Origin of the sequence: Chitinophaga sp. YR627 (assembly GCF_900114995.1) — a bacterium.
Lineage (GTDB): Bacteria > Bacteroidota > Bacteroidia > Chitinophagales > Chitinophagaceae > Chitinophaga.
Map to the genome: position 1 here is coordinate 755,181 of NZ_FOUX01000001.1, position 18,445 is coordinate 773,625.

General features: G+C 47.2%; 14 protein-coding genes. 11 read left to right on the plus strand and 3 right to left on the minus strand.

Annotated elements, in window-relative coordinates:
* Nucleotides 1–15: 15 nt before the first annotated feature.
* The 8 genes from BMZ72_RS02675 to BMZ72_RS02710 all read left to right on the plus strand — a co-directional run bounded on the left by BMZ72_RS02675 (nucleotide 16) and on the right by BMZ72_RS02710 (nucleotide 7,739).
* Nucleotides 16–768 (plus strand): hypothetical protein, encoded by a 753-nt coding sequence (locus BMZ72_RS02675; protein WP_089804991.1) that lies wholly within the window; start codon nucleotides 16–18, stop codon nucleotides 766–768.
* Between the two features lie 21 nt (nucleotides 769–789).
* On the plus strand, nucleotides 790–2,589 hold the full coding sequence (locus tag BMZ72_RS02680; protein ID WP_089804993.1) for a type VI secretion system Vgr family protein: 1,800 nt from the start codon (nucleotides 790–792) through the stop codon (nucleotides 2,587–2,589).
* 5 nt (nucleotides 2,590–2,594) lie between these two features.
* Nucleotides 2,595–3,398 (plus strand): hypothetical protein, encoded by an 804-nt coding sequence (locus BMZ72_RS02685; protein ID WP_089804995.1) that lies wholly within the window; start codon nucleotides 2,595–2,597, stop codon nucleotides 3,396–3,398.
* Nucleotides 3,398–4,564 carry a Hint domain-containing protein gene (locus BMZ72_RS02690; RefSeq protein WP_089804997.1) on the plus strand — a complete coding sequence of 389 codons (1,167 nt, stop codon included), beginning with the start codon at nucleotides 3,398–3,400 and terminating at the stop codon, nucleotides 4,562–4,564. Before BMZ72_RS02685 ends, BMZ72_RS02690 begins: the two co-directional genes overlap by 1 nt.
* A gap of 73 nt (nucleotides 4,565–4,637) precedes the next feature.
* Complete coding sequence (locus tag BMZ72_RS02695; RefSeq protein ID WP_089804999.1) at nucleotides 4,638–5,159, plus strand: type VI secretion system TssO; 522 nt, start codon at nucleotides 4,638–4,640, stop codon at nucleotides 5,157–5,159.
* An 18-nt stretch (nucleotides 5,160–5,177) separates the two neighbouring features.
* Nucleotides 5,178–5,717 (plus strand): hypothetical protein, encoded by a 540-nt coding sequence (locus BMZ72_RS02700; protein WP_089805001.1) that lies wholly within the window; start codon nucleotides 5,178–5,180, stop codon nucleotides 5,715–5,717.
* 201 nt (nucleotides 5,718–5,918) lie between these two features.
* Complete coding sequence (locus BMZ72_RS02705) at nucleotides 5,919–6,860, plus strand: NADP-dependent oxidoreductase (RefSeq protein ID WP_089805003.1); 942 nt, start codon at nucleotides 5,919–5,921, stop codon at nucleotides 6,858–6,860.
* A gap of 39 nt (nucleotides 6,861–6,899) precedes the next feature.
* On the plus strand, nucleotides 6,900–7,739 hold the full coding sequence (locus BMZ72_RS02710) for a helix-turn-helix transcriptional regulator (protein ID WP_089805005.1): 840 nt from the start codon (nucleotides 6,900–6,902) through the stop codon (nucleotides 7,737–7,739).
* 72 nt (nucleotides 7,740–7,811) lie between these two features.
* On the opposite strand, the gene BMZ72_RS02715 is transcribed toward BMZ72_RS02710, so the two are convergent.
* Nucleotides 7,812–9,227: a sialate O-acetylesterase gene (locus BMZ72_RS02715; RefSeq protein ID WP_089805007.1), complete on the minus strand. Its 1,416-nt coding sequence runs from the start codon at nucleotides 9,225–9,227 to the stop codon at nucleotides 7,812–7,814.
* Between the two features lie 385 nt (nucleotides 9,228–9,612).
* On the opposite strand from BMZ72_RS02715, the gene BMZ72_RS02720 reads away from it, so the two are divergent.
* From BMZ72_RS02720 to BMZ72_RS02730, 3 genes are all read left to right on the plus strand, one after another.
* Nucleotides 9,613–11,322, plus strand: coding sequence for an RICIN domain-containing protein (locus BMZ72_RS02720; protein ID WP_089805009.1), 1,710 nt, complete (start codon nucleotides 9,613–9,615; stop codon nucleotides 11,320–11,322).
* Between the two features lie 33 nt (nucleotides 11,323–11,355).
* Entirely contained in the window at nucleotides 11,356–12,870 is a 1,515-nt protein-coding gene (locus BMZ72_RS02725; RefSeq protein WP_089805011.1) for an RICIN domain-containing protein, read from the plus strand.
* 197 nt (nucleotides 12,871–13,067) lie between these two features.
* A complete protein-coding gene (locus BMZ72_RS02730; RefSeq protein WP_089805014.1) occupies nucleotides 13,068–14,693 on the plus strand; it encodes a sigma-54-dependent Fis family transcriptional regulator in 1,626 nt (541 codons plus the stop codon).
* A 4-nt stretch (nucleotides 14,694–14,697) separates the two neighbouring features.
* On the opposite strand, the gene BMZ72_RS02735 is transcribed toward BMZ72_RS02730, so the two are convergent.
* Entirely contained in the window at nucleotides 14,698–16,071 is a 1,374-nt protein-coding gene (locus tag BMZ72_RS02735) for a sigma-54-dependent transcriptional regulator (RefSeq protein ID WP_089805016.1), read from the minus strand.
* Entirely contained in the window at nucleotides 16,071–18,311 is a 2,241-nt protein-coding gene (locus BMZ72_RS02740) for a histidine kinase dimerization/phosphoacceptor domain -containing protein (protein ID WP_089805018.1), read from the minus strand. The genes BMZ72_RS02735 and BMZ72_RS02740 overlap by 1 nt, the downstream gene beginning before the upstream one ends.
* Nucleotides 18,312–18,445: the final 134 nt, after the last annotated feature.

Sequence of the window (18,445 nt, forward strand, 5' to 3'; positions counted from 1 at the left end):
TTTAAATATTGTGTGATGGCAAATCCGATTATGGGAAAGAGCTTTCAGCATGGCACGTTTAACTATAACCATGATATCAATGGCAACAGGGTTGATAACAAGGATGGTTCCTTCAAGTCTTTGAAGGAAGACACGGAAGTGAGTCAGAGAGAGAAGGAAATGATCATTCGTAAGATCCTTAATTCCGGAAGGTTGTGTCATGGAGAGAACAGATTTGTACGATATGGCAGATATCACATTTATAAGAATAATACGCATATCGCACTTACGGCAAATGAAGGGTCCGGGGTGAAACAGTATAAGCCCCGGGGTATTGATCAGACTTACGCAACCGCAAGATACTGGTATGGTTCAATGACAAAAGAAGAATTTCATGAACTGGAGCGTACCGGCGTGATGCCGACACAGGAGGCTTATGGAGGGATATGTACCAATGCGAAGTACAGTATCAGCTACTGCGCGGGGACAGATAATCTGGATACGCATGTGGTGGAATACTCCATGGATATCAACGGCAGGGAGTTCAGAGACCGTTTGTTTGCACATTACCAGTCCAAAGGCTTAAAGAAAGCAAGTAAGCCGATCGAGCCAAAAGGTGAAGCTGCGGGTGGATCATTTGGCCTTGGTAAGAAGGGGACCTATACGGCAGATAACCATGGCGCAGGTGCGGAGAATGTGGTCAAGGAAGTGTTTGATAAAATGCTGAAAGAGGGCGATATCACCTTTAAGCTCGTGTACATGAAGTTTAAACTGTCAGATTTCAGGTAGTTCAATATTAAGTACCGAACAATGGATATTCAACTGATTAAAGATATCACAATAGACGGGAAGGAAATCTCCTATGTTATGTCATTTGAGTTACACCAGCGCTTCAATGCACATCATTTTTTTGAAGTGCGTTTCAATCATGATCTGCTTGGCGCGCCGGGACTGATAGAACTGGATGACAGTCGCAATCTGGTAGGTAAGACACTAGCCGCATCTTTCGGCGTAGCCGGAGGCAAACAGCAACAGTTCTCTGGCGTGGTGACAAAAGTTTCGCTAACACAGAGCCATGGTTATCATGGGGTGATCGTGGCCAGTGGTTATAGTCCGACGATACTCATAGAACGGGGTCCAGACCTGGGTTCTTACTATAATAAAACATTGTCTGCCATTGTCAATCTGGCCACACATGATACACCTGCCAATGATCTGCGGATGGTGGTAAATCCTGAAAGAAAGAAGCCGCTCGATTATGTAATGCAATACCAGGAGAGTGATTTCGACTTTCTTAATCGCTTAAGTGGTGAATACTATGAGTGGTTTTACTATGATGGGAAACAACTCAATTTCGGTAAGCCCGCTTCGCAGACAGAAGTATCACTGGTATATGGCCGGGATGTACAAAGTCTGGATTACGGGATTGAGGTGGCCCCATTGCGTAACAACCGGTTTGCTTATAATCCACAGCAGGATGAAATGTTGCAGAGCAAAGGAACACCTGGCAGTGGCGGCCGTCCTGATCTGACACATGCGACCAGCACTGCTGGTAATACCTTTAGCAAGGTGTTTAATCAGCCTTCTATGATACGCGTAGAGAATAATGCGGAGCTGAAAGAGGTGGTAGATAATGAGGAAAAAGCAAACAGCGGACAACTATTAAAGATCACAGGACGGGGAGATAATCCGGAGACGGGTATCGGGAAGATCATCAATGTGTCTATGAGTCTGCGACAAGGAGCAGGGTTTACGACTAAAAGTCTGGGGAAGTTTCTCATTACCGCCATCGTGCATATGATAGATGGTGATGGAAGTTATTCCAATACGTTTGAAGGTATTGTTTCTACCGCAGAGAAGATATCCTTTAGCGGGTATCGCAGACCATCGCCTGATATGTTACTGGCAGAGGTAGTAGACAACGCTGATCCTCTTGGACAGGGCAGGGTACGCGTACAATTCAAATGGGTCTGTGAGACGAACGATCCTACGGTGTGGTTACGTGTAATAGCACCGGACGCCGGGAATAGTACGAAGGTCACTAAGAACAGGGGCTTTGTGTTTATACCTGAAAAGGGGGATCAGGTGCTGGTAGGATTTGAAGACGGTAATATGGCCCGTCCGATCGTCATGGGGAGCGTCTTTCACGGTAAAAATGGTGTAGGCGGGAATACGAATAATGACCAGAAGAGTCTGACCACCAAGAGCGGTCATACCATCAGCATGGATGACAGCGGCGGTATACTGGTAAAAGATAAGACCGATCTGAACTTCATTGCCATAGACGGAAAGAATGCGATCACCGTGAATACGGATAACAATATCACACTACAAACCGGCAAGGTGATGATCATCATGGATAAACAACAGGATAAGATCGTTTTGCAGGCGAGGAACATAGAGATCAGAGCGGCAGATGATTTTACGGTTACCGGAGATGGCGCACCCGCACGGAATGGCAGTATGGAGTTTGGATCACGCCTGCAGATCTCTTCGCAGAAAGAATTATCTGTACTCGGTGCATCCAGTGCGGAGTTCAATGGTAAGACGGTTAAGATTGCAGGTAGTAAAACAATTATTGAAGGGAGTCCGGTGAAAATAAATTCATAAATAAAATGGAAGTGCAAAATATAACAAGGTTCAGACTGACGGTGAAAGGGAATGTGAAGATGCTGACGATGATGGACAGCTTTGCAACGGAGGGTCGTTATGAACTGAGTGCACGTGGCGCAAATAGTATGCGGCCTGAGTTGCAGGAATATGTGTTGGAAGAGAAAGAAGTGAAGCTAACAGATTATTTCGATCCGAATACTTACCAGCTGATCGAATACGTGAACCGACTGGCAAGTATCTATAACCGTCAGCATATCTGTATCAATAGAGAGGGTGCTATTAAAGGCCTGTTGAATCTTCCGGAAATAAAGACGAAATGGGAGGAACTGAAAAAAGAGTTGATGCAGGTGAATCCGGTAGCGGCCTTTGAGGTGATCCGTCACCGGGACAGAGAGATGGACCAGCCGGTGGCGATCATTGACAATCTTTCCAACACGCATTTTATGCAGCTGTTTCTGTGTGACTATGGGGCACAGCAGGAATTGCCGCTTAAAAGACAGACAGCTACACCTGACCGTATGGGGATCGGGTTTATGATGCCGGTGGTACAGACTTTCCGGAAAGATCAGCAGGAAAGTGGGTATACAATACATACAGAAGCCTTACTGGATAATAGTGGCCGTATCGATAAGGGAATGATCACAAGAGTGACGGGACAGCAGGAACTGGATATTAAACATTTTACGCGAGGCAGTTTTCAGCATACGGAAGATGGAGTTCTGCAATCGGCAGAGATGACGGTATTTGAGCAGCTGAATGAGGAGTATAAATCTGACCTGTATTTACAGCTTGAAAAGATTGGATAATGGAACAGCAATGGTTAACCGAAAAGCATTACCTGGTATGTCCGAAGGGCGTTATGTTCAAACAGATGAAGGTGATGAGTCAGCGGGAGGTCTCCTTTAGTGGCCATCTGGCAGCGACAACAGCAGATACGATGATCGGTAATGCGTTCATGTGTATGGGAAATCTGGCAGTGGCTGCGCCACCGGTCTCTGTGCTGCAAAAGAAGGCTGTGGCAGTCATGAGTGTGCCGGGTATTGGATTGCCGCGCATGGGTATACCACCTAATCTGCTATTGCTGGCCAGTGGGATAGGGATGATGAAGTGTAACCTGAGTGCGCCTACCCGGAAATGGATCGGTGCTTCGACCAAACTGGAGATCAATGGACATGCGGCATTGGTAGTAGGACAGAGTAAGTTGTTATGTCCTTCAGAAGCGGTGATGATTGACAGTGTAGATACTTTCTGGCAGGCGATGACAGCTACCAGTCGCCGTAACCTGGGGAATATTGCGGCGTTTGCGTATAGTCTGCTGGCAGGACGGGGACTAGGCAGCATGAATAGCGGCCAGCAGGGAGCACCTGCCATGTTCAATCCGGCTGCTTTATCCGGCGCTACCAGTATGCTAAGCCGTCATGTAACCGGGACGGCTGTTTTCTCCGGGCCTCCTGAAGAAGTCTGGAACAGCGAAGAACAACGCAGCGGTAATCAGTTGCAGGCCAGTGGTACGGAACTGACGATTTCCCTGTTTGCCGCGAAGGGAGCAACCATGACCTGTTTCCCGGCTGGGACGCTGGTGTATACAAATAACGGATTGCTACCGATCGAAACGATCACGCAGGAAGTGTTACTCTGGACAATGGATGAACAGACAGGAGAGCGGCAATTGAAACCGATCAGGGAACTGCATCGGCGTACGGCTTTGAGTATGGTGGTCGTCGAGCTGGAAAACGGGATCATATTCGAAGTCACCCCTGATCATGCCTTTATGACGGATGCCGGTTGGATGGAAGCAGGTGCTTTACAGGCCGGTCAGGTATTGGAGAATATTACTGGTCAGCCGGTACGGATACGTCATACAGGGTTGATTCCCCGTAATGCGGTCGTGTATAATTTCTCCATGTACGATAATGAAAACTATTTCGTGACAACAGAAGGTATACTGGTACACAATGCCTCTTATTTCTAAGTCTAAGAGGGAAGAATTAAGCATTAAAGCTGCGCGTTGTGTAGCATGATTAGCTGCTAATAATAAAACAAATATGAAACCGATCAATGACAGAGAATTAAAGAAAGCATATATCACGTTTGGTATCAATTTCCTGATACTGGCGCTTTTCTCTATAGGTTGCCTGTACTTTTTCTTTGCGACACAGCGGCATGAGTACAGGTTGTTACAACATGAGGTAGATGATACGGAGCAATTACTCTCCAAAAGAAAAGATATCAATACACAGTTTGACGCGATGCTGAACCGTTTCAATGAACTGTCCCGTTTCTCTTCTATCAATGCGGCGGAAATGGACAACCAGGCGATTATGCTGGCGGATATACAGACGTCCATCTTTAAGATCAGGGACCTGTTGAAACAGCAGCATAGGAATACTCCAAGTTTTGATTTGTATCAGAAGATGGCAGATGATGCGTCGCAGATGGCGGGGATACAGGATTCGCTGTTCACTACCCGTTTTCAGCTGGAGAGTGTGAAGTCACAGCTGGATGCTTGTCTGCGGTTGAACAAATCCGCACAGGACAAACTCAGTTTAGGCATATTCAGGCATTAACCATTAAATACCATTTTTATGAGTGCACAGGGAGAGCATATTTTTAATGCCCTGGGAGATCTGGCGCAAGAGCTGGCTGGTGTATTGAGAGGGCGGATCAATCCCAATGCGACAGCAGAACGACGTACAAGGGCATTGACAGCCATTCAGCGGCTGGAGACATTGGCGGAACAGTTTATCCGGAGCCGGAATAATGCTGAGTTCAGAACAGCATCAGTTGGAGATCCTGCCAATGATCAGCGTTATTCCAGGTTTGCGCGGGATACGAGAAGCGCGGTAGACAGGATACTGCCGCAGTATGCGAACGAGGTCATGGTGTCAGATGGCGGTTCTACGCATACAAGGGGTTACGGAGAGATGACCCGTTTTCACCGGGATATTACCTACTATACGGTAGATGCTAAAGCGGAGGAGTCAAGGCGGCTTGATTTTAAGGGTAAGAAGAAGAAGGAGGCGGACTATATCACCTGGTACAATACGACCCGGGATCTGCTCAGCGAGTTATACCGCGCACTGCTGGATGCCGCAATGGCTGTCAATGCAACCTATATTCCATAAGCCATTGTTTTAATAAGCTATTTTAAGAGCGTTCGTTATCTGTCACATGGCGGCTGTCTTCCGACGGGGAGGCAGCTGCTTCTTTTTATACCTCTAACCCTGAAAAATACCGTTCTTACCCCGATTCGTACTTTTTCTCCGGGCAGGCGTGTATGATCTTTGTACTGTTCAACGACATATAAACAGATACAAACACACACGATGAAAGCGATCATTATAAATGAATTTGGTGGTACCGATAAGCTGATCAATGCAGAACTTCCTATTCCGAAACCCGGTGAACAGGAAGTGCTCGTAAAAGTACATGCACTGAGTATTAACCCTGTAGATACAAAAACACGTGCAGGAAAGGGGATGGCAGGCCGTTTAAAGACCGAAAGTCCTATTATCCTGGGTTGGGATATCTCTGGTGAAGTTACGGCCGTAGGAAGCGCTGTAAGCGATTTTAAAGTAGGAGATGAGGTGTTTGGTATGGTGAATTTCCCTGGTCACGGTAAGGCATATGCTGAATATGTGGCTGCTCCGGCTGCCCACATTGCTCTAAAACCGGCTAACGTAACCCATCAGCAGGCAGCGGCCGCTACACTGGCAGCCCTGACCGCTTATCAGGCACTGGTGAAACAGATCCACCTGCAAAAGGGACAGCGCATACTGGTACATGCCGCCGCAGGAGGTGTAGGTCATTTCGTAGTGCAGCTGGCCAAGCACCTGGGCGCATATGTGATCGGGACCTCTTCTGCTGCCAATAAAGAGTTTGTACTGGGTATCGGAGTGGACGAACATATCGACTATAAAAGCCAGCGCTTTGAGGATGTCGTGAAGGATGTGGATGCTGTATTTGATGCGTTGGGGGCTGAGACGATCCTTCGTTCTATCCCGGTGGTAAAGGCAGGTGGTCATATCGTGAGCATTCCGACTACGGTTCCGGAGGATGTGGCTGCGAAGGCAAAGGAGAAAGATGTAAATGCCTTTTTCTTCCTGGTACAGTCCAGCGGAGCCGATATGAAGATAATAGCAGACCTGCTCGAGAAAGGTATCCTGAGACCTTATGTGAACCATTACGACTTCTCTCAGATGGATATTGCCCATCAACAGCAGGAAACAGGCGGTACCCGTGGTAAGATCGTATTAACCCTTCCATAGAAAATATGCGCTAACTTTGAAGAACAGAAAACAGATCATATGCAGGTAGAACATTCGGCGCAACCTTTTTTTGTGAGCAGGGAATCCTTACAGGAATGGACCAAACGTCCACACCAGCATAATTTCTTCGAACTCGTCTATATTGAGGAAGGCACCGGAGAGCAGTGTATCAATCACACCGTGATTCCCTATCAGCGGGACAATATATTTCTGTTGCCACCACTGGACTGCCATACTTTTATGATCTCGCAGCCGACTACCTTTATCTTTATCAGGTTTAACGGACTGTTTTTCAAAAAGGACAGTATGCAGATGATGGACTATACAGAATGGTTCCAGAACCTGCACTATATACTGAGCAGCTATAACCGTCAGCCGGGAGATATTATCCATAATACTGCTGATAAGAATATGCTGGTCACCCTGATCAAAGGTATCTATGGAGAGTACATTGATAAACGGGAACAGTCTGACTCTATCATCCGTGCGCATATGTTTGCATTGCTGAACATCCTGCGCCGCAATTTTGAACAGACCTTTAAAAGTGAGCATCAGTCGGGGGATAAGCAGGTCAGTGATATGTTGCAATATATCCAGTTCAACCTGTTTGATAATGAGAAGCTGCGAATTGAGTCACTGGCGGGGCAGTTCAATCTGTCTGTGACGTATGTCAGCGAGTATTTCAGGAAGAAGACAGGGGAGAGTTTAAAGGAATATATTCTGAAATCGCGTGTCAATGTAGCACAGAGCCGTTTACAGAACTCGGACCAGAGCGCGAAGGAGATCGCGTATGAACTGGGTTTTACAGATGCCAGTCATATGGCGAAGGTGATTAAGAAGTATTATCCAACGGAACCAGCCTGCTCTACAGGAGTATGATATAAAAGTATTGCGTGTAATAAAAAAAGCCGTGCTGTGAGATGCAGCGCGGCTTTTTTGTATATAGGTAGTTTATTCTTCGACAGTCTCTTTATTTCCGGTGTCTGTTCTGAAAGGAGAAGCAGGCAGGTCAGCCGAATTATACAGGTTTACATCCGGTACATTTGCCCAGCCATATCTTACAGCTACAGGCTCCTTCAGTCCTTTGCGGGAGACGATGATCCTGTTGCCCTGTATGACAGCTTTCGCTGGACGGAACTCTTTATCTGCGCCAGCTATTGTAAAGCCTTTTAAGGCTGCATTGTTCTTTGTTTTTAAGCCTTCGCCGGTATGTGTGAAAGAAATGATGATCTCATTTCCTTTGACCTCAAAGGCGTCGTACACAGGCCCGGGATATTCTCCCGGTTGCTGATAGACCATACCGGCAGCAGCTGTTGCCAGGCGTTCTCCCACAGGGCGTTTATTGGAAGGGTGGATATCCTTTGGATCGCCACAGTCGGTGGTAACGATCAGGGCTGTATTTTTTACCTGTTTTGTTACGAGCAGCTGTGCTTCCCTGATCTCAGGCGTCATGTCTTTGTAAGGGGCGATCTGTACGATGAGGAAGGGGATATCTCCCTGTCCGAAGTCGGTACGCCAGTTACGGATCATATTAGAGAGAATGGCCGGGTAGATGCCTGGTAGTTCGTTATTGGCTTCTCCCTGGTACCAGGCAACTCCTTTTACGGCGTAAGGTAAGATCGGGTAGATCATGCCGTTATAGAGTCCGTTTTTCTTCTTGCCCTGTGGCATGTAGCCATATTTGATATTGTCGTAGTTCTTTGAAAAGTCGGCCAGTGCCGGATCGCTGTTGAGGGCTTCTTCGCTGGTCCAGTCTTCCGCGGGCGTACCACCATAGGCGGTGAAGATAAAGCCTACAGGAATATTGAGCTTTTTATATAATTCACTGGTAAAGAAGTAACCTACAGCAGAGAAGTCGGCGGCTGTTTGTGGGGAGCAGACGGTCCATTGCTGGTGTACATCCGGGATCTTTTCGGCGGAATATTTCAGGGGTACATAGTATTCCCTGATCAGGGGATAGTTGGCCTTGTCACGTTCCTGTTCCCAGTTGGTAATAGGTAATTGTGGGGGTCTTGGGCCCAGCTGGCGTTCCATATTTGATTGTCCGCTGCATACCCATACTTCTCCAACGAGAACGTCGCTGATACTTACCGTATTGGTGCCTTTGATAGTCATCGTCGTAGGCGTCGTGATATATGGCAGCGGATTTAGTTTCACCATCCATTTGCCGTTTTTTGCTACGGTAGATACCTCCTGATCATTGAAGGAGACGGATACCTGTTCACCGTCAGCAGCTTCGCCCCATACCGGTACGGGTACGCCTTTCTGCAGTACCATGTGATCGGTAAAGAGACTGTGCGGTTTTACGGTGGCTTTCAGGGCAAGCGGTAGTGATAGCAGGGTAATAATGCCAAGGAAACGGTTCATTTTATCATAACGTTTTAGAAGTAAGATTGTAACTCAATTAAAAATTAAGCATTAATAATTAAGAATGGAATTATTCAGGACGTAATCTTAATTATTAATCCTTAATTTTTAATTCTGACGAAAATTGTACCTGTTTTAATTAAAATAATATTATTAATATTATACCGCCAGCACAGTTAACCCGCTGTGGTAAAGGATATAACCTGTATGATATATCATAAAAAAGCTCGTCAATTTTCGAAATAACGTAAAAAATAATGCCGCTTACAGTACGGAACTAACTCAGCTGCAAAACATTAATGACATGGCCTGGCATTTGCGAACAGGGGTTTGCTGAAACCGGCTCTTACCGGACTTTAATAACCATTACATAACCAGTTATCTTATGAAGAAAACCTTGCTCGCCTCGGGGCTTTTGCTTGCCCTGTTATCAGGTTGTACCAAGAAAGAAAACAGTGAAAATGCCCTTGACAATTCCTCTTTGAAAGCCGATGCCGTTGTTGCCGGTTCACCCGTTGGAGATGTAGTAGGAAAAGTAACCGTTGGTTACCAGGGATGGTTCACCGCGCCCGGTGATGGCTCTGCTGTAGACAGATGGACGCACCAGAACCTGGAAATGTGGCCCGAAATGAAAGAGTATACCACTACTTATCAGACGCCTTTTCCTGCATTGCCTAACGGACAGCCCGCAAAGATGTTCTCCTCTTATGACCAGTCTACGGTGGATGTTCATTTCAGATGGATGCAGGAGAATGGTATCGACTGTGCTGCTTTGCAGCGTTTTACCGGAGAATTATCTGATCCGCCATTTAAGTCCATGCGCGATGGCATGGCGCAGAAAGTGAGAAATGCGGCTGAAGCCAGTGGTCGTAAGTTCTACATCATGTATGATATTTCCGGCGATGCGGATATGCAGAGCCGTATTAAAACTGACTGGACCAACACGATCACCGGAACCTTAAAGCTCTTATCTTCTCCTGCTTATGCGAAACAGAACGGCAAGCCTGTTGTCTGCATTTTCGGGATGGGATATCTTGGTGCGAAAGTACCTGGTGCAGGCGATTCTGCCCAGTGTCTGGACGTTATTAACTGGTTCAAAAGCCAGGGATGTTATGTGATCGGTAGTGTGCCGATGGACTGGCGTACGCCACAGGGCGTATTTACACGTGATAACTTCATGACGGTATATGAGTCGTTTGATATGTTATCGCCATGGGCAGTGGCTGCACAGGTGGGTCCGACGTATCAGCCATGGATCAAGGGAGATTATGACTATTGCGAAGCGCATGGTATGGATTATCAGCCGATCGCTTATCCTGGTTTTTCTTTTCATAATACGAATGCGGGCAGTCCGCTGAATGAAATCCCCCGCAATCATGGTGATTTCATGTGGGCGCAGGTAGCCGTGATGAAACAGGTGGGTGCAAAGAGTCTCTATGTGGCTATGTTTGATGAAGTAAATGAGGGGACCGCTATTTTTAAAGTAGCAGAGAATGCGGCACAGGCCCCTGCGAATATGACGTTTGTTCATTTAGACCAGGATGGCGTGGCTGTATCTTCTGACTTTTATCTGCGTCTTGTAAATGACGCCGGTAAAATGATCAAAGGTCTGATTCCTTATCAGGCTACTCATCCAACGCCACATATTATAGGCGGTGCTGGTCCGCTGGCAGATGGTACCTACAAGATCATCAACCGTAACAGCAACCTTGCGCTTGATGCAAAAGGGCAGGATACGGTGAACGAGACCGCTGTACAGCAATGGGGCTATGCCGGTGGAACTAACCAGCAATGGACGATTACCAGTCTGGGAGGCGATCACTATAAGATCATCGGTGTACAGAGCGGTAAATCGCTTGATGTAAAGGGACAGTCTTTGCTGGATGGCGCGACATTACAATTGTATGATTACAATGCGGGTGCTAACCAGGAATGGATCATTTCACCAGCTGCTAGTGGAGGTTATACTATTCAGGGCGCACAGAGTGGTAAGGTGCTGGAAGTGCCTGCTTTCTCTACGACAGCCGGTATCATCATTGAACAGTATGGCGTCAATAATGGTGCAAATCAGCAGTGGCTGATCAGCGCTCCCTGAGATCACTCCTTGTAAATGTATAAACTACAGTAAATGTTAAGAAAGCTAAGCGGATTTATACTACTATTGCTTGCCTTTTTCATGAGCGGTTGCGCGAAGAAGGAGGATAACGAAGCAGGGTTAAATATGAATGCAGAAAAGATAGCAGCAGCTCTTCCGCCGGCAAGTGGGTATGGGAGTCTGCAGGATAAAAATATCCAGTACTTTGGCCGCTGGGATTTCAGCGACAGTACACAATTCAATGCCTGGTGGGGCGGCGCCTATATCCGGGTGAACTTCACAGGTACGACGGTGAAGATCAGAACGGGTAATATCAGTAATTTCTATGCCAGCATTGATGGTGGTCCCTGGATCTCTTATAAGGATAGCGGTGGCGTGATCGATCTGACGAGTACACCGTTGTCCACTGGACAACATACGCTTAGTGTAGCGCAGGGCAGGGATTATGATTACCTGTTCACTTTTGAAGGACTGATACTCGATGCGGACGCTGTAACCAGCAAACCTGTGACTTCCTCCTACCTCATCGAATATATCGGGGACTCTATTACTGCGGGTTACCTGGATGATCAGGCGAATGTTTCTGACTATGCCTGGATCTGTTCGGAAGCCCTCGGCACTGAGCATACTCAAATTGCTTATCCGGGTATTGCGCTGGTGAGTAGTCCGCGACATGGCGTTGCGATGGACAGACAGTACTTTAAACTGAAAACGCCTAACTATGCAGCAGCGCCCAACTGGGATTTCAGCCATTATACACCACAGGCGATTGTAATGAACCTGGGTACCAATGATAGCGATTATGAGGATTCAGACAGTGTATTTCAGGCGGTTTATTTTCAGTTGTTACAGGACATCCGTACGAAATTCCCGCAGGCAGAGATCTTCGTGCTGCGTACTTTTCTGGGTATCCGTGCACAACCTACTGCAGCTGCTGTTGCTGACCGTATCGTAGCTGGTGATAAGAAGGTACACTACGTGAATACGGAAGGCTGGATCACCCAGTCTACGGCGGATTATCTGCCGGATAATCTCCATCCAAGTGAGTCCGGACATATGAAGATTGCCGGATTACTAAAGACTGTACTGGCGCCTTATGTCAATAATACACCGGTGCTGGCAGACGGTATTTACAGCATCGTGAACAGGAACAGCGGCCTGGTAATGGATGCCGCCGGACAGGGAACTGCCAGCGGCACAGCTATACAGCAGTATACGGATAATAGCGGCGTTAATCAGCGCTGGCAGCTGACATACCTGGGCAACAACCGTTATCAGATCATGGGTGTGCAGAGTGGTAAATCGCTGGATATAAAAGGACAATCTTTACAGGATGGCGCTGAGTTACAGTTGTACGACTATAGCGGCGGTGATAATCAGCAATGGACTTTGTCAGCTGTTGCCGGTGGGTATTTTTATATCACGGGTGTGCAGAGTGGCAAGGTGCTGGAAATTCCTGCACAATCGGCCGCTCCCGGCGTTGCCATCAAACAGTATGGCAACAATGGCGGTGCGCATCAGCAATGGGCATTTTTAATTAGGAATTAAAAATTAAGAATTAAGAATTTGCTGCGGGTGACGCCTGCATGTGGAACAACAGGCGCTTCATTGAAGTGCCTGTTGTTTTTATAGGAAATTTGCTGTGATCTTCGATTAATCTTAATCTTAATTCTTACGAGATATCGTCATTTCTGTTTATGTTTGCCAATAGCATAATAGGAAACAGTGAACAAAATATTTAATGTATGGAGATGTCTTCGGAGCAACTTGTACAAAAAGAGAAAGAGCAGGCTATTCTGCTGGAGCTGAGTAACAGCATTGCGGCCGCGAGGCACCGGGAAGATCTCTGGGATAATCTGATTACGGCACAACTGCTGGAACTCTTTAACAGTAAATACTACACCATCTGTATGATCAATGAGGATGGTGTGACACATACGCCTTTTTTGCATAGTGAGGAATCAACTATTAAATCCAGGACGGGCGAAACGCCTATCATCAGTGATCTGCATCCGATTGAGGACGGGGTTTTTAACCTGGTACTGGCAGCTGATGGACCTGTGAGCTTTGAACTGCAGAAACTCATGCGGGGCAGACTGGTACCACCTTATATTTATCGCTGGTTCAATGTGGGTATTGTGGAAATGATGGCGGTGAAGATCTGTAATGGTCAGCAGCCAAGAGGACTGCTGTATTTATTTACCGATCAACGCAATGCCTTTAATGAAGTGGATGCCCGGCTGACCAATGCCATCGCCAATATACTGGGCATCGGCATTAGTAATATCCTGGCGAATGAGACGATTGAGAAGCAGTTACAGGAGATTGAACGTTTCCGCCAGAAATTACAGAACGAAAATCATTATCTACAGGAACAACAGGGTTTACAGAGTACGTTTGCCGATATTGTAGGCACTTCTGCCGAGATGCAGCGCCGTATTACCATTCTCTCCAGGGTGGCGCCTTCAGAATCTACTGTATTACTGCTGGGAGAGACTGGTACGGGTAAAGAGGTATTTGCGCGCGCCATTCATGCCGGGTCTCCGCGCAGGGACAACCTGATGATCAAGGTGAACTGTGCTGCCTTACCACCCCATCTGATCGAAAGTGAATTGTTCGGACATGAGAAGGGGAGTTTTACCGGCGCGACACAGCGCAGGATCGGGAAGTTTGAACTGGCGGATAACAGTACGTTATTCCTTGACGAGATCGGTGAGCTACCACTGGAGTTTCAGTCGAAGTTACTCCGTGTTTTACAGGAGAAGGAAATTGAGCGTATTGGCGGAAAGGGTTCTATTAAAGTGAATGTGCGCATTGTGGCAGCGACGAACCGTAACCTGGAAGAAGAGGTAAGAGCGGGTCGTTTCAGGAGTGACCTGTATTATCGTTTACATGTATTTCCGATTGCTATTCCACCCCTTCGGGAGCGCAAGGAAGATATACCGGCATTAGCCAATCACTTCCTGCAACGTTTTGCTGCGAACAGCAGGAGAGATACACCTTCCATCTCCGCGAAAGCGATGGAAAGCCTGATGCATTATGAGTGGCCGGGTAATGTGCGGGAGCTGGAGCATCTGATGGAGAGAACCCTGCTGCTGACCACTACACCGGTTATTGCAAAGATTGATCTGCCGGGTGTGCCTGTTACAGCGTCAAAGGACCTGGATAGTACGTTTATATTGCCTTTGGACCTGATGGAAAAGGAATATATCCTAAAGGTACTGAAGCTATGCAATGGCAGGATTGCCGGGCCAAACGGGGCCGCGGCAAAACTGAAACTGCCTTCTACCACGCTGAACTCGCGGATGAAGAAATTAGGTATTAAAAAGTTGCATTACGTCAATGCAGACGGTGCGCAGCAGGAGGAATAAAGCGCTATCCTTTAAAAGTCTGCTTAATACCCAGCTTTTTCATGCGGGAGTAGAGTGTCTGTGCGGGCATGCTGAGTAATTCGGCTGCGCCGCCTGGTCCGGATACTTTCCCTTTGCCTGCTTTCAGGGCATTGATGATGTGATCACGTTCCACTTCTTCCATTGTTTTCAGTTTCCCGGACTGCACAATTTCCGTTTCCCGTAATAAGGTGGCTGGCATATCGATACTCTCGATCTGGTGGGTGGTGGACAACAATACATGTCTTTCGATCACGTGTTCCAGTTCACGGATATTGCCCGGCCAGTCGTAGGCCATCAGCTCCCGCATCGCATTATCACTGATACCTTCTACTGGTATATTGTTCTTTGTAGCGTACTTTCTCAGGAAATGATGTGCCAGCGCATGGATATCTTCCTTTCTGTTACGCAAAGGCGGTAATTCCAGCGGGAAGATACTCAGGCGGTAATAGAGGTCGAGTCTGAAACGACCTTCTGCCACTTCCTTTTCCAGTTGTCTGTTAGTCGCCGCGATGATACGAACATCCACTTTTACCGGACTTTCTCCACCTACCCGTTCGATCTCTTTTTCCTGTAAAACGCGCAGCAGCTTTACCTGTGCATCCGGTGGCATTTCCCCGATCTCGTCGAGGAAGATCGTACCTTTATCTGCCTGTTCAAAGCGGCCGGTACGTTTCTGTGTGGCGCCGGTAAAAGCGCCTTTTTCATGACCAAAGAGCTCTGTTTCTATCAGGGACAGGGGCAGGGCGGCACAGTTTACCACTACCAGCGGGCGGTTGGCACGGGGAGAAAGCCTGTGTATACATTGTGCCACCATTTCCTTACCGGTACCACTTTCGCCGGTGATCAGCACAGAGGTATCGGAAGGGGCGACTATTTTTATCTGTTCAATCAGTTCTTTGGTTTTCGGACTGGTCCCGATGATGGAATCCAGGCAGTTGGAATCTGCTTTTACAGTGGCTTCCCGCTGAAGGCGCACGTTTTCTGTCTGGTGTTTGTACCGTGCGATGTCCAGCATCACAAAGAGGTCTTTTTCCCGGAAAGGTTTTACGAGGAAGCCGTAGGGCTGGGTCAGTTTGGCTGCTTCCAGTGTACGGTGGTTGGTATTGGCGGAAATGTAAAGGAAGGGCACTTTTTTCTCCATTAACTCTTTTCCCAGGTCAATACCGGACAGGTCGCCTTTGAGGATAATGTCCAGCAAAACCCATTCCGGATTGTGTTTTTCTATCAGCGCACGTGCCTGCACAACAGAAGCCGCAATGCCGCAGATGTTGTATCCTGCTTTTTGAAGCATAAGACGCAGGTCATTTGCGACAATAAATTCGTCTTCAACTATCAATATGTTTCCTTTACTGTTCATCAGGTGTGTGTATGTATATTTTCGTTCGATATAAATTCCTTGCATCGGAAGGCGACCGTGATGGAAACGCCCGGATGATTGTCGGATAGTGTAAATGTACCATCCAGCTGGAGGCTGAGTCCCTGCATGAGGCTCATGCCCAGAGAGGCAGATTCGGCTATGTTTTTCCCTTCGGGAATGCCTACGCCATTGTCACTGATACTGAGGAAACAGTTGCCGTCCGGAATGGCTTTAAAACTGATCCCGATATTGCCTTTGCTCTGATTGGGAAACGCATATTTTAATGCATTGCTGACTGCTTCGTTCAGAATGAGTCCGAGTGGTACAGCTTCTACTACATCCAGTGCCACATGATCGCTATCCACTTTGAAGCTGATATGGGCATTGGTATCCAGGCTATCCCTGATGTAGGTGATCATTTCGGGAATGTACCAGTTCATGTCTATTTTCCCGAGATTTTCCGTCTGATACAGGCGCTGATGGATGAGCGACATGGAGTACATCCGCTGCTGACTGTTGCGGATGGCTGCCAGTGCGTCTTCATTGTTCAGGTATTGCGACTGTGTATTCAGCAGACTGATAATGATCTGTAAGTTATTCTTTACCCGGTGATGTATTTCTTTCAGCAGCCATTCTTTCTCATCCAGCAGTGCTTTCAGTGTTTCATTTTGTTCGTTGATCTCATGCTGCTGACTTTCCAGTTTGATGTTAGTTCGCTTCTTACTCCTGTAGCGGGTGTAAACCAGTATCAGGAAAACGATCAATATCAGAATTCCGCCGATGATCAGGTAACGGATCATGATCTCTTTTTCCAGTGAACTGGCCTGTAACTGACTTTTCTGTGTTAGCAGCAGGATGTCTTTATCCTTTTCTTCTGTTTCAAACTGCAGTTGCAGCTGGCCCAGTTGTCTTGTTTGCGCCAGACTATTCAGTGAGTCTGATAAGGTTTTATACTGCTGGAAATGGCCAATAGCAGCTGTCAGATCACCCAGTGCAGAATCCGTTCTGTAACGGAGGCGTTCCAGCATCGCATTACCCTGCACAGATGATATCTGTTGTGTGGCAAGCTCATTCAGGTACGTCGCTGCTTCCCGGAAGTGACCTGTTTCTACAAGATACAAAGATATGTAAGCGGAGCATCCTGTTCTTTCATATTCAGAAATTCTGTCGCTATTGTGGAGTTGCAGTATTTTCTGGTAATAACTGTTTGCTTTATGGTAGTCGTGCAGGGCAAGGTATAGACGCAGGTATTGCCGGTAGAGGTAACTGAGGTCATCTGCTTCGGTAATAGGGCGGTAACTGACCGCAATGTTGAGCGTATCTATGCTTTCTTTGTATTGTCCGGTTTTGATGAACAGTTCAGCAATGTTGAGCTGATAATTCTGGACAGCAGCTGAATCGTTCAGCTGATATGCGAGGAGGAGAGCTTTTTTATAATATTCCAGTGCCTGCCGCGTGTAATTGATACTATGGTAGCTCATCCCGAGGCGCTGGTACACGGTGGCCATCAGTTGACTTGTATCCTTTACTTTTTCGCCTGTGTGGACGGCGAGCATATTGTAACGTAAGCCTTCGACGAAGTTGTTCTGTTCGTTGTAAACGGTGCCGATGAGGGCATAGACGCCCTGCAGGCGTTTAAAACCGGCGGACTGGTAAAGTGCCAGTGACTGTTGTAGCCGGGACAGGGCGGTGGTATAATCTTTTTTGAGCTGATAGAGATCGCCGATCATTTCCAGAAGGGCGGCTTCGCGGACCTTATCGCCTATCTGGTGATAGAGATGAGCACCTTTTTCGTAGAGAGAGATCTTCATAGGAAGATCGGTATCGGCGTTGCTATAGCAACCTGCCAGTTCGATAAAGGCGTCAGCTTTCTGTTTTTCCGTACCCGCTTTGCTAAGGAGGTCTACGGCTTCCATGGCATACACGGTGGCTTCGTTACCCTGTTTGTTGTGGCGCAGGGCAGCGCTCATGAGTTGTTTACTGAGGCCCAGTCCCTGGTCATAGTTAAACCTGCGACTGAGGGTAGCCATCTCCTGTGAGATGCGTTTTGCATTTTCGCAATCGGCTGCAAGCGGTTGGGTTTTACCAAGGATGCGATCTCCCTGTTGCCATAACTGGTGTATGGTGGCAATGGCAGCGGATCGTTCGTCTTCTCCGGAGCGGAACACGTTTGCGTGTGACCGTCCATAGACCGTAAGCAGTAGAAAGCTGATAAAAAGTATATAGCGGATGCCGCTCATGCTGTAATCGTCAATTTTGATAGGTTCGCTGCTGATTCAGCGAAGTGTAGTATCTGCCAATATCAATACCAGAATATTATTGTTTGATTATCAGTTGGTTTAGTAAAAACGGGAGCTGGGAGAATTTACGATAT

What these genes read in the sequence shown, in the direction of transcription:
- BMZ72_RS02725 (WP_089805011.1), top strand. Translation starts at nt 11,356, where the DNA reads ATGTTAAGAAAGCTAAGCGGATTTATACTACTATTGCTTGCCTTTTTC.
- BMZ72_RS02710 (WP_089805005.1), top strand. Translation starts at nt 6,900, where the DNA reads ATGCAGGTAGAACATTCGGCGCAACCTTTTTTTGTGAGCAGGGAATCC.
- BMZ72_RS02700 (WP_089805001.1), top strand. Translation starts at nt 5,178, where the DNA reads ATGAGTGCACAGGGAGAGCATATTTTTAATGCCCTGGGAGATCTGGCG.
- BMZ72_RS02695 (WP_089804999.1), top strand. Translation starts at nt 4,638, where the DNA reads ATGAAACCGATCAATGACAGAGAATTAAAGAAAGCATATATCACGTTT.
- BMZ72_RS02680 (WP_089804993.1), top strand. Translation starts at nt 790, where the DNA reads ATGGATATTCAACTGATTAAAGATATCACAATAGACGGGAAGGAAATC.
- BMZ72_RS02730 (WP_089805014.1), top strand. Translation starts at nt 13,068, where the DNA reads ATGGAGATGTCTTCGGAGCAACTTGTACAAAAAGAGAAAGAGCAGGCT.
- BMZ72_RS02720 (WP_089805009.1), top strand. Translation starts at nt 9,613, where the DNA reads ATGAAGAAAACCTTGCTCGCCTCGGGGCTTTTGCTTGCCCTGTTATCA.
- BMZ72_RS02705 (WP_089805003.1), top strand. Translation starts at nt 5,919, where the DNA reads ATGAAAGCGATCATTATAAATGAATTTGGTGGTACCGATAAGCTGATC.
- BMZ72_RS02735 (WP_089805016.1), bottom strand. Translation starts at nt 16,071, where the DNA reads ATGAACAGTAAAGGAAACATATTGATAGTTGAAGACGAATTTATTGTC.
- BMZ72_RS02740 (WP_089805018.1), bottom strand. Translation starts at nt 18,311, where the DNA reads ATGAGCGGCATCCGCTATATACTTTTTATCAGCTTTCTACTGCTTACG.
- BMZ72_RS02690 (WP_089804997.1), top strand. Translation starts at nt 3,398, where the DNA reads ATGGAACAGCAATGGTTAACCGAAAAGCATTACCTGGTATGTCCGAAG.
- BMZ72_RS02675 (WP_089804991.1), top strand. Translation starts at nt 16, where the DNA reads ATGGCAAATCCGATTATGGGAAAGAGCTTTCAGCATGGCACGTTTAAC.
- BMZ72_RS02685 (WP_089804995.1), top strand. Translation starts at nt 2,595, where the DNA reads ATGGAAGTGCAAAATATAACAAGGTTCAGACTGACGGTGAAAGGGAAT.
- BMZ72_RS02715 (WP_089805007.1), bottom strand. Translation starts at nt 9,227, where the DNA reads ATGAACCGTTTCCTTGGCATTATTACCCTGCTATCACTACCGCTTGCC.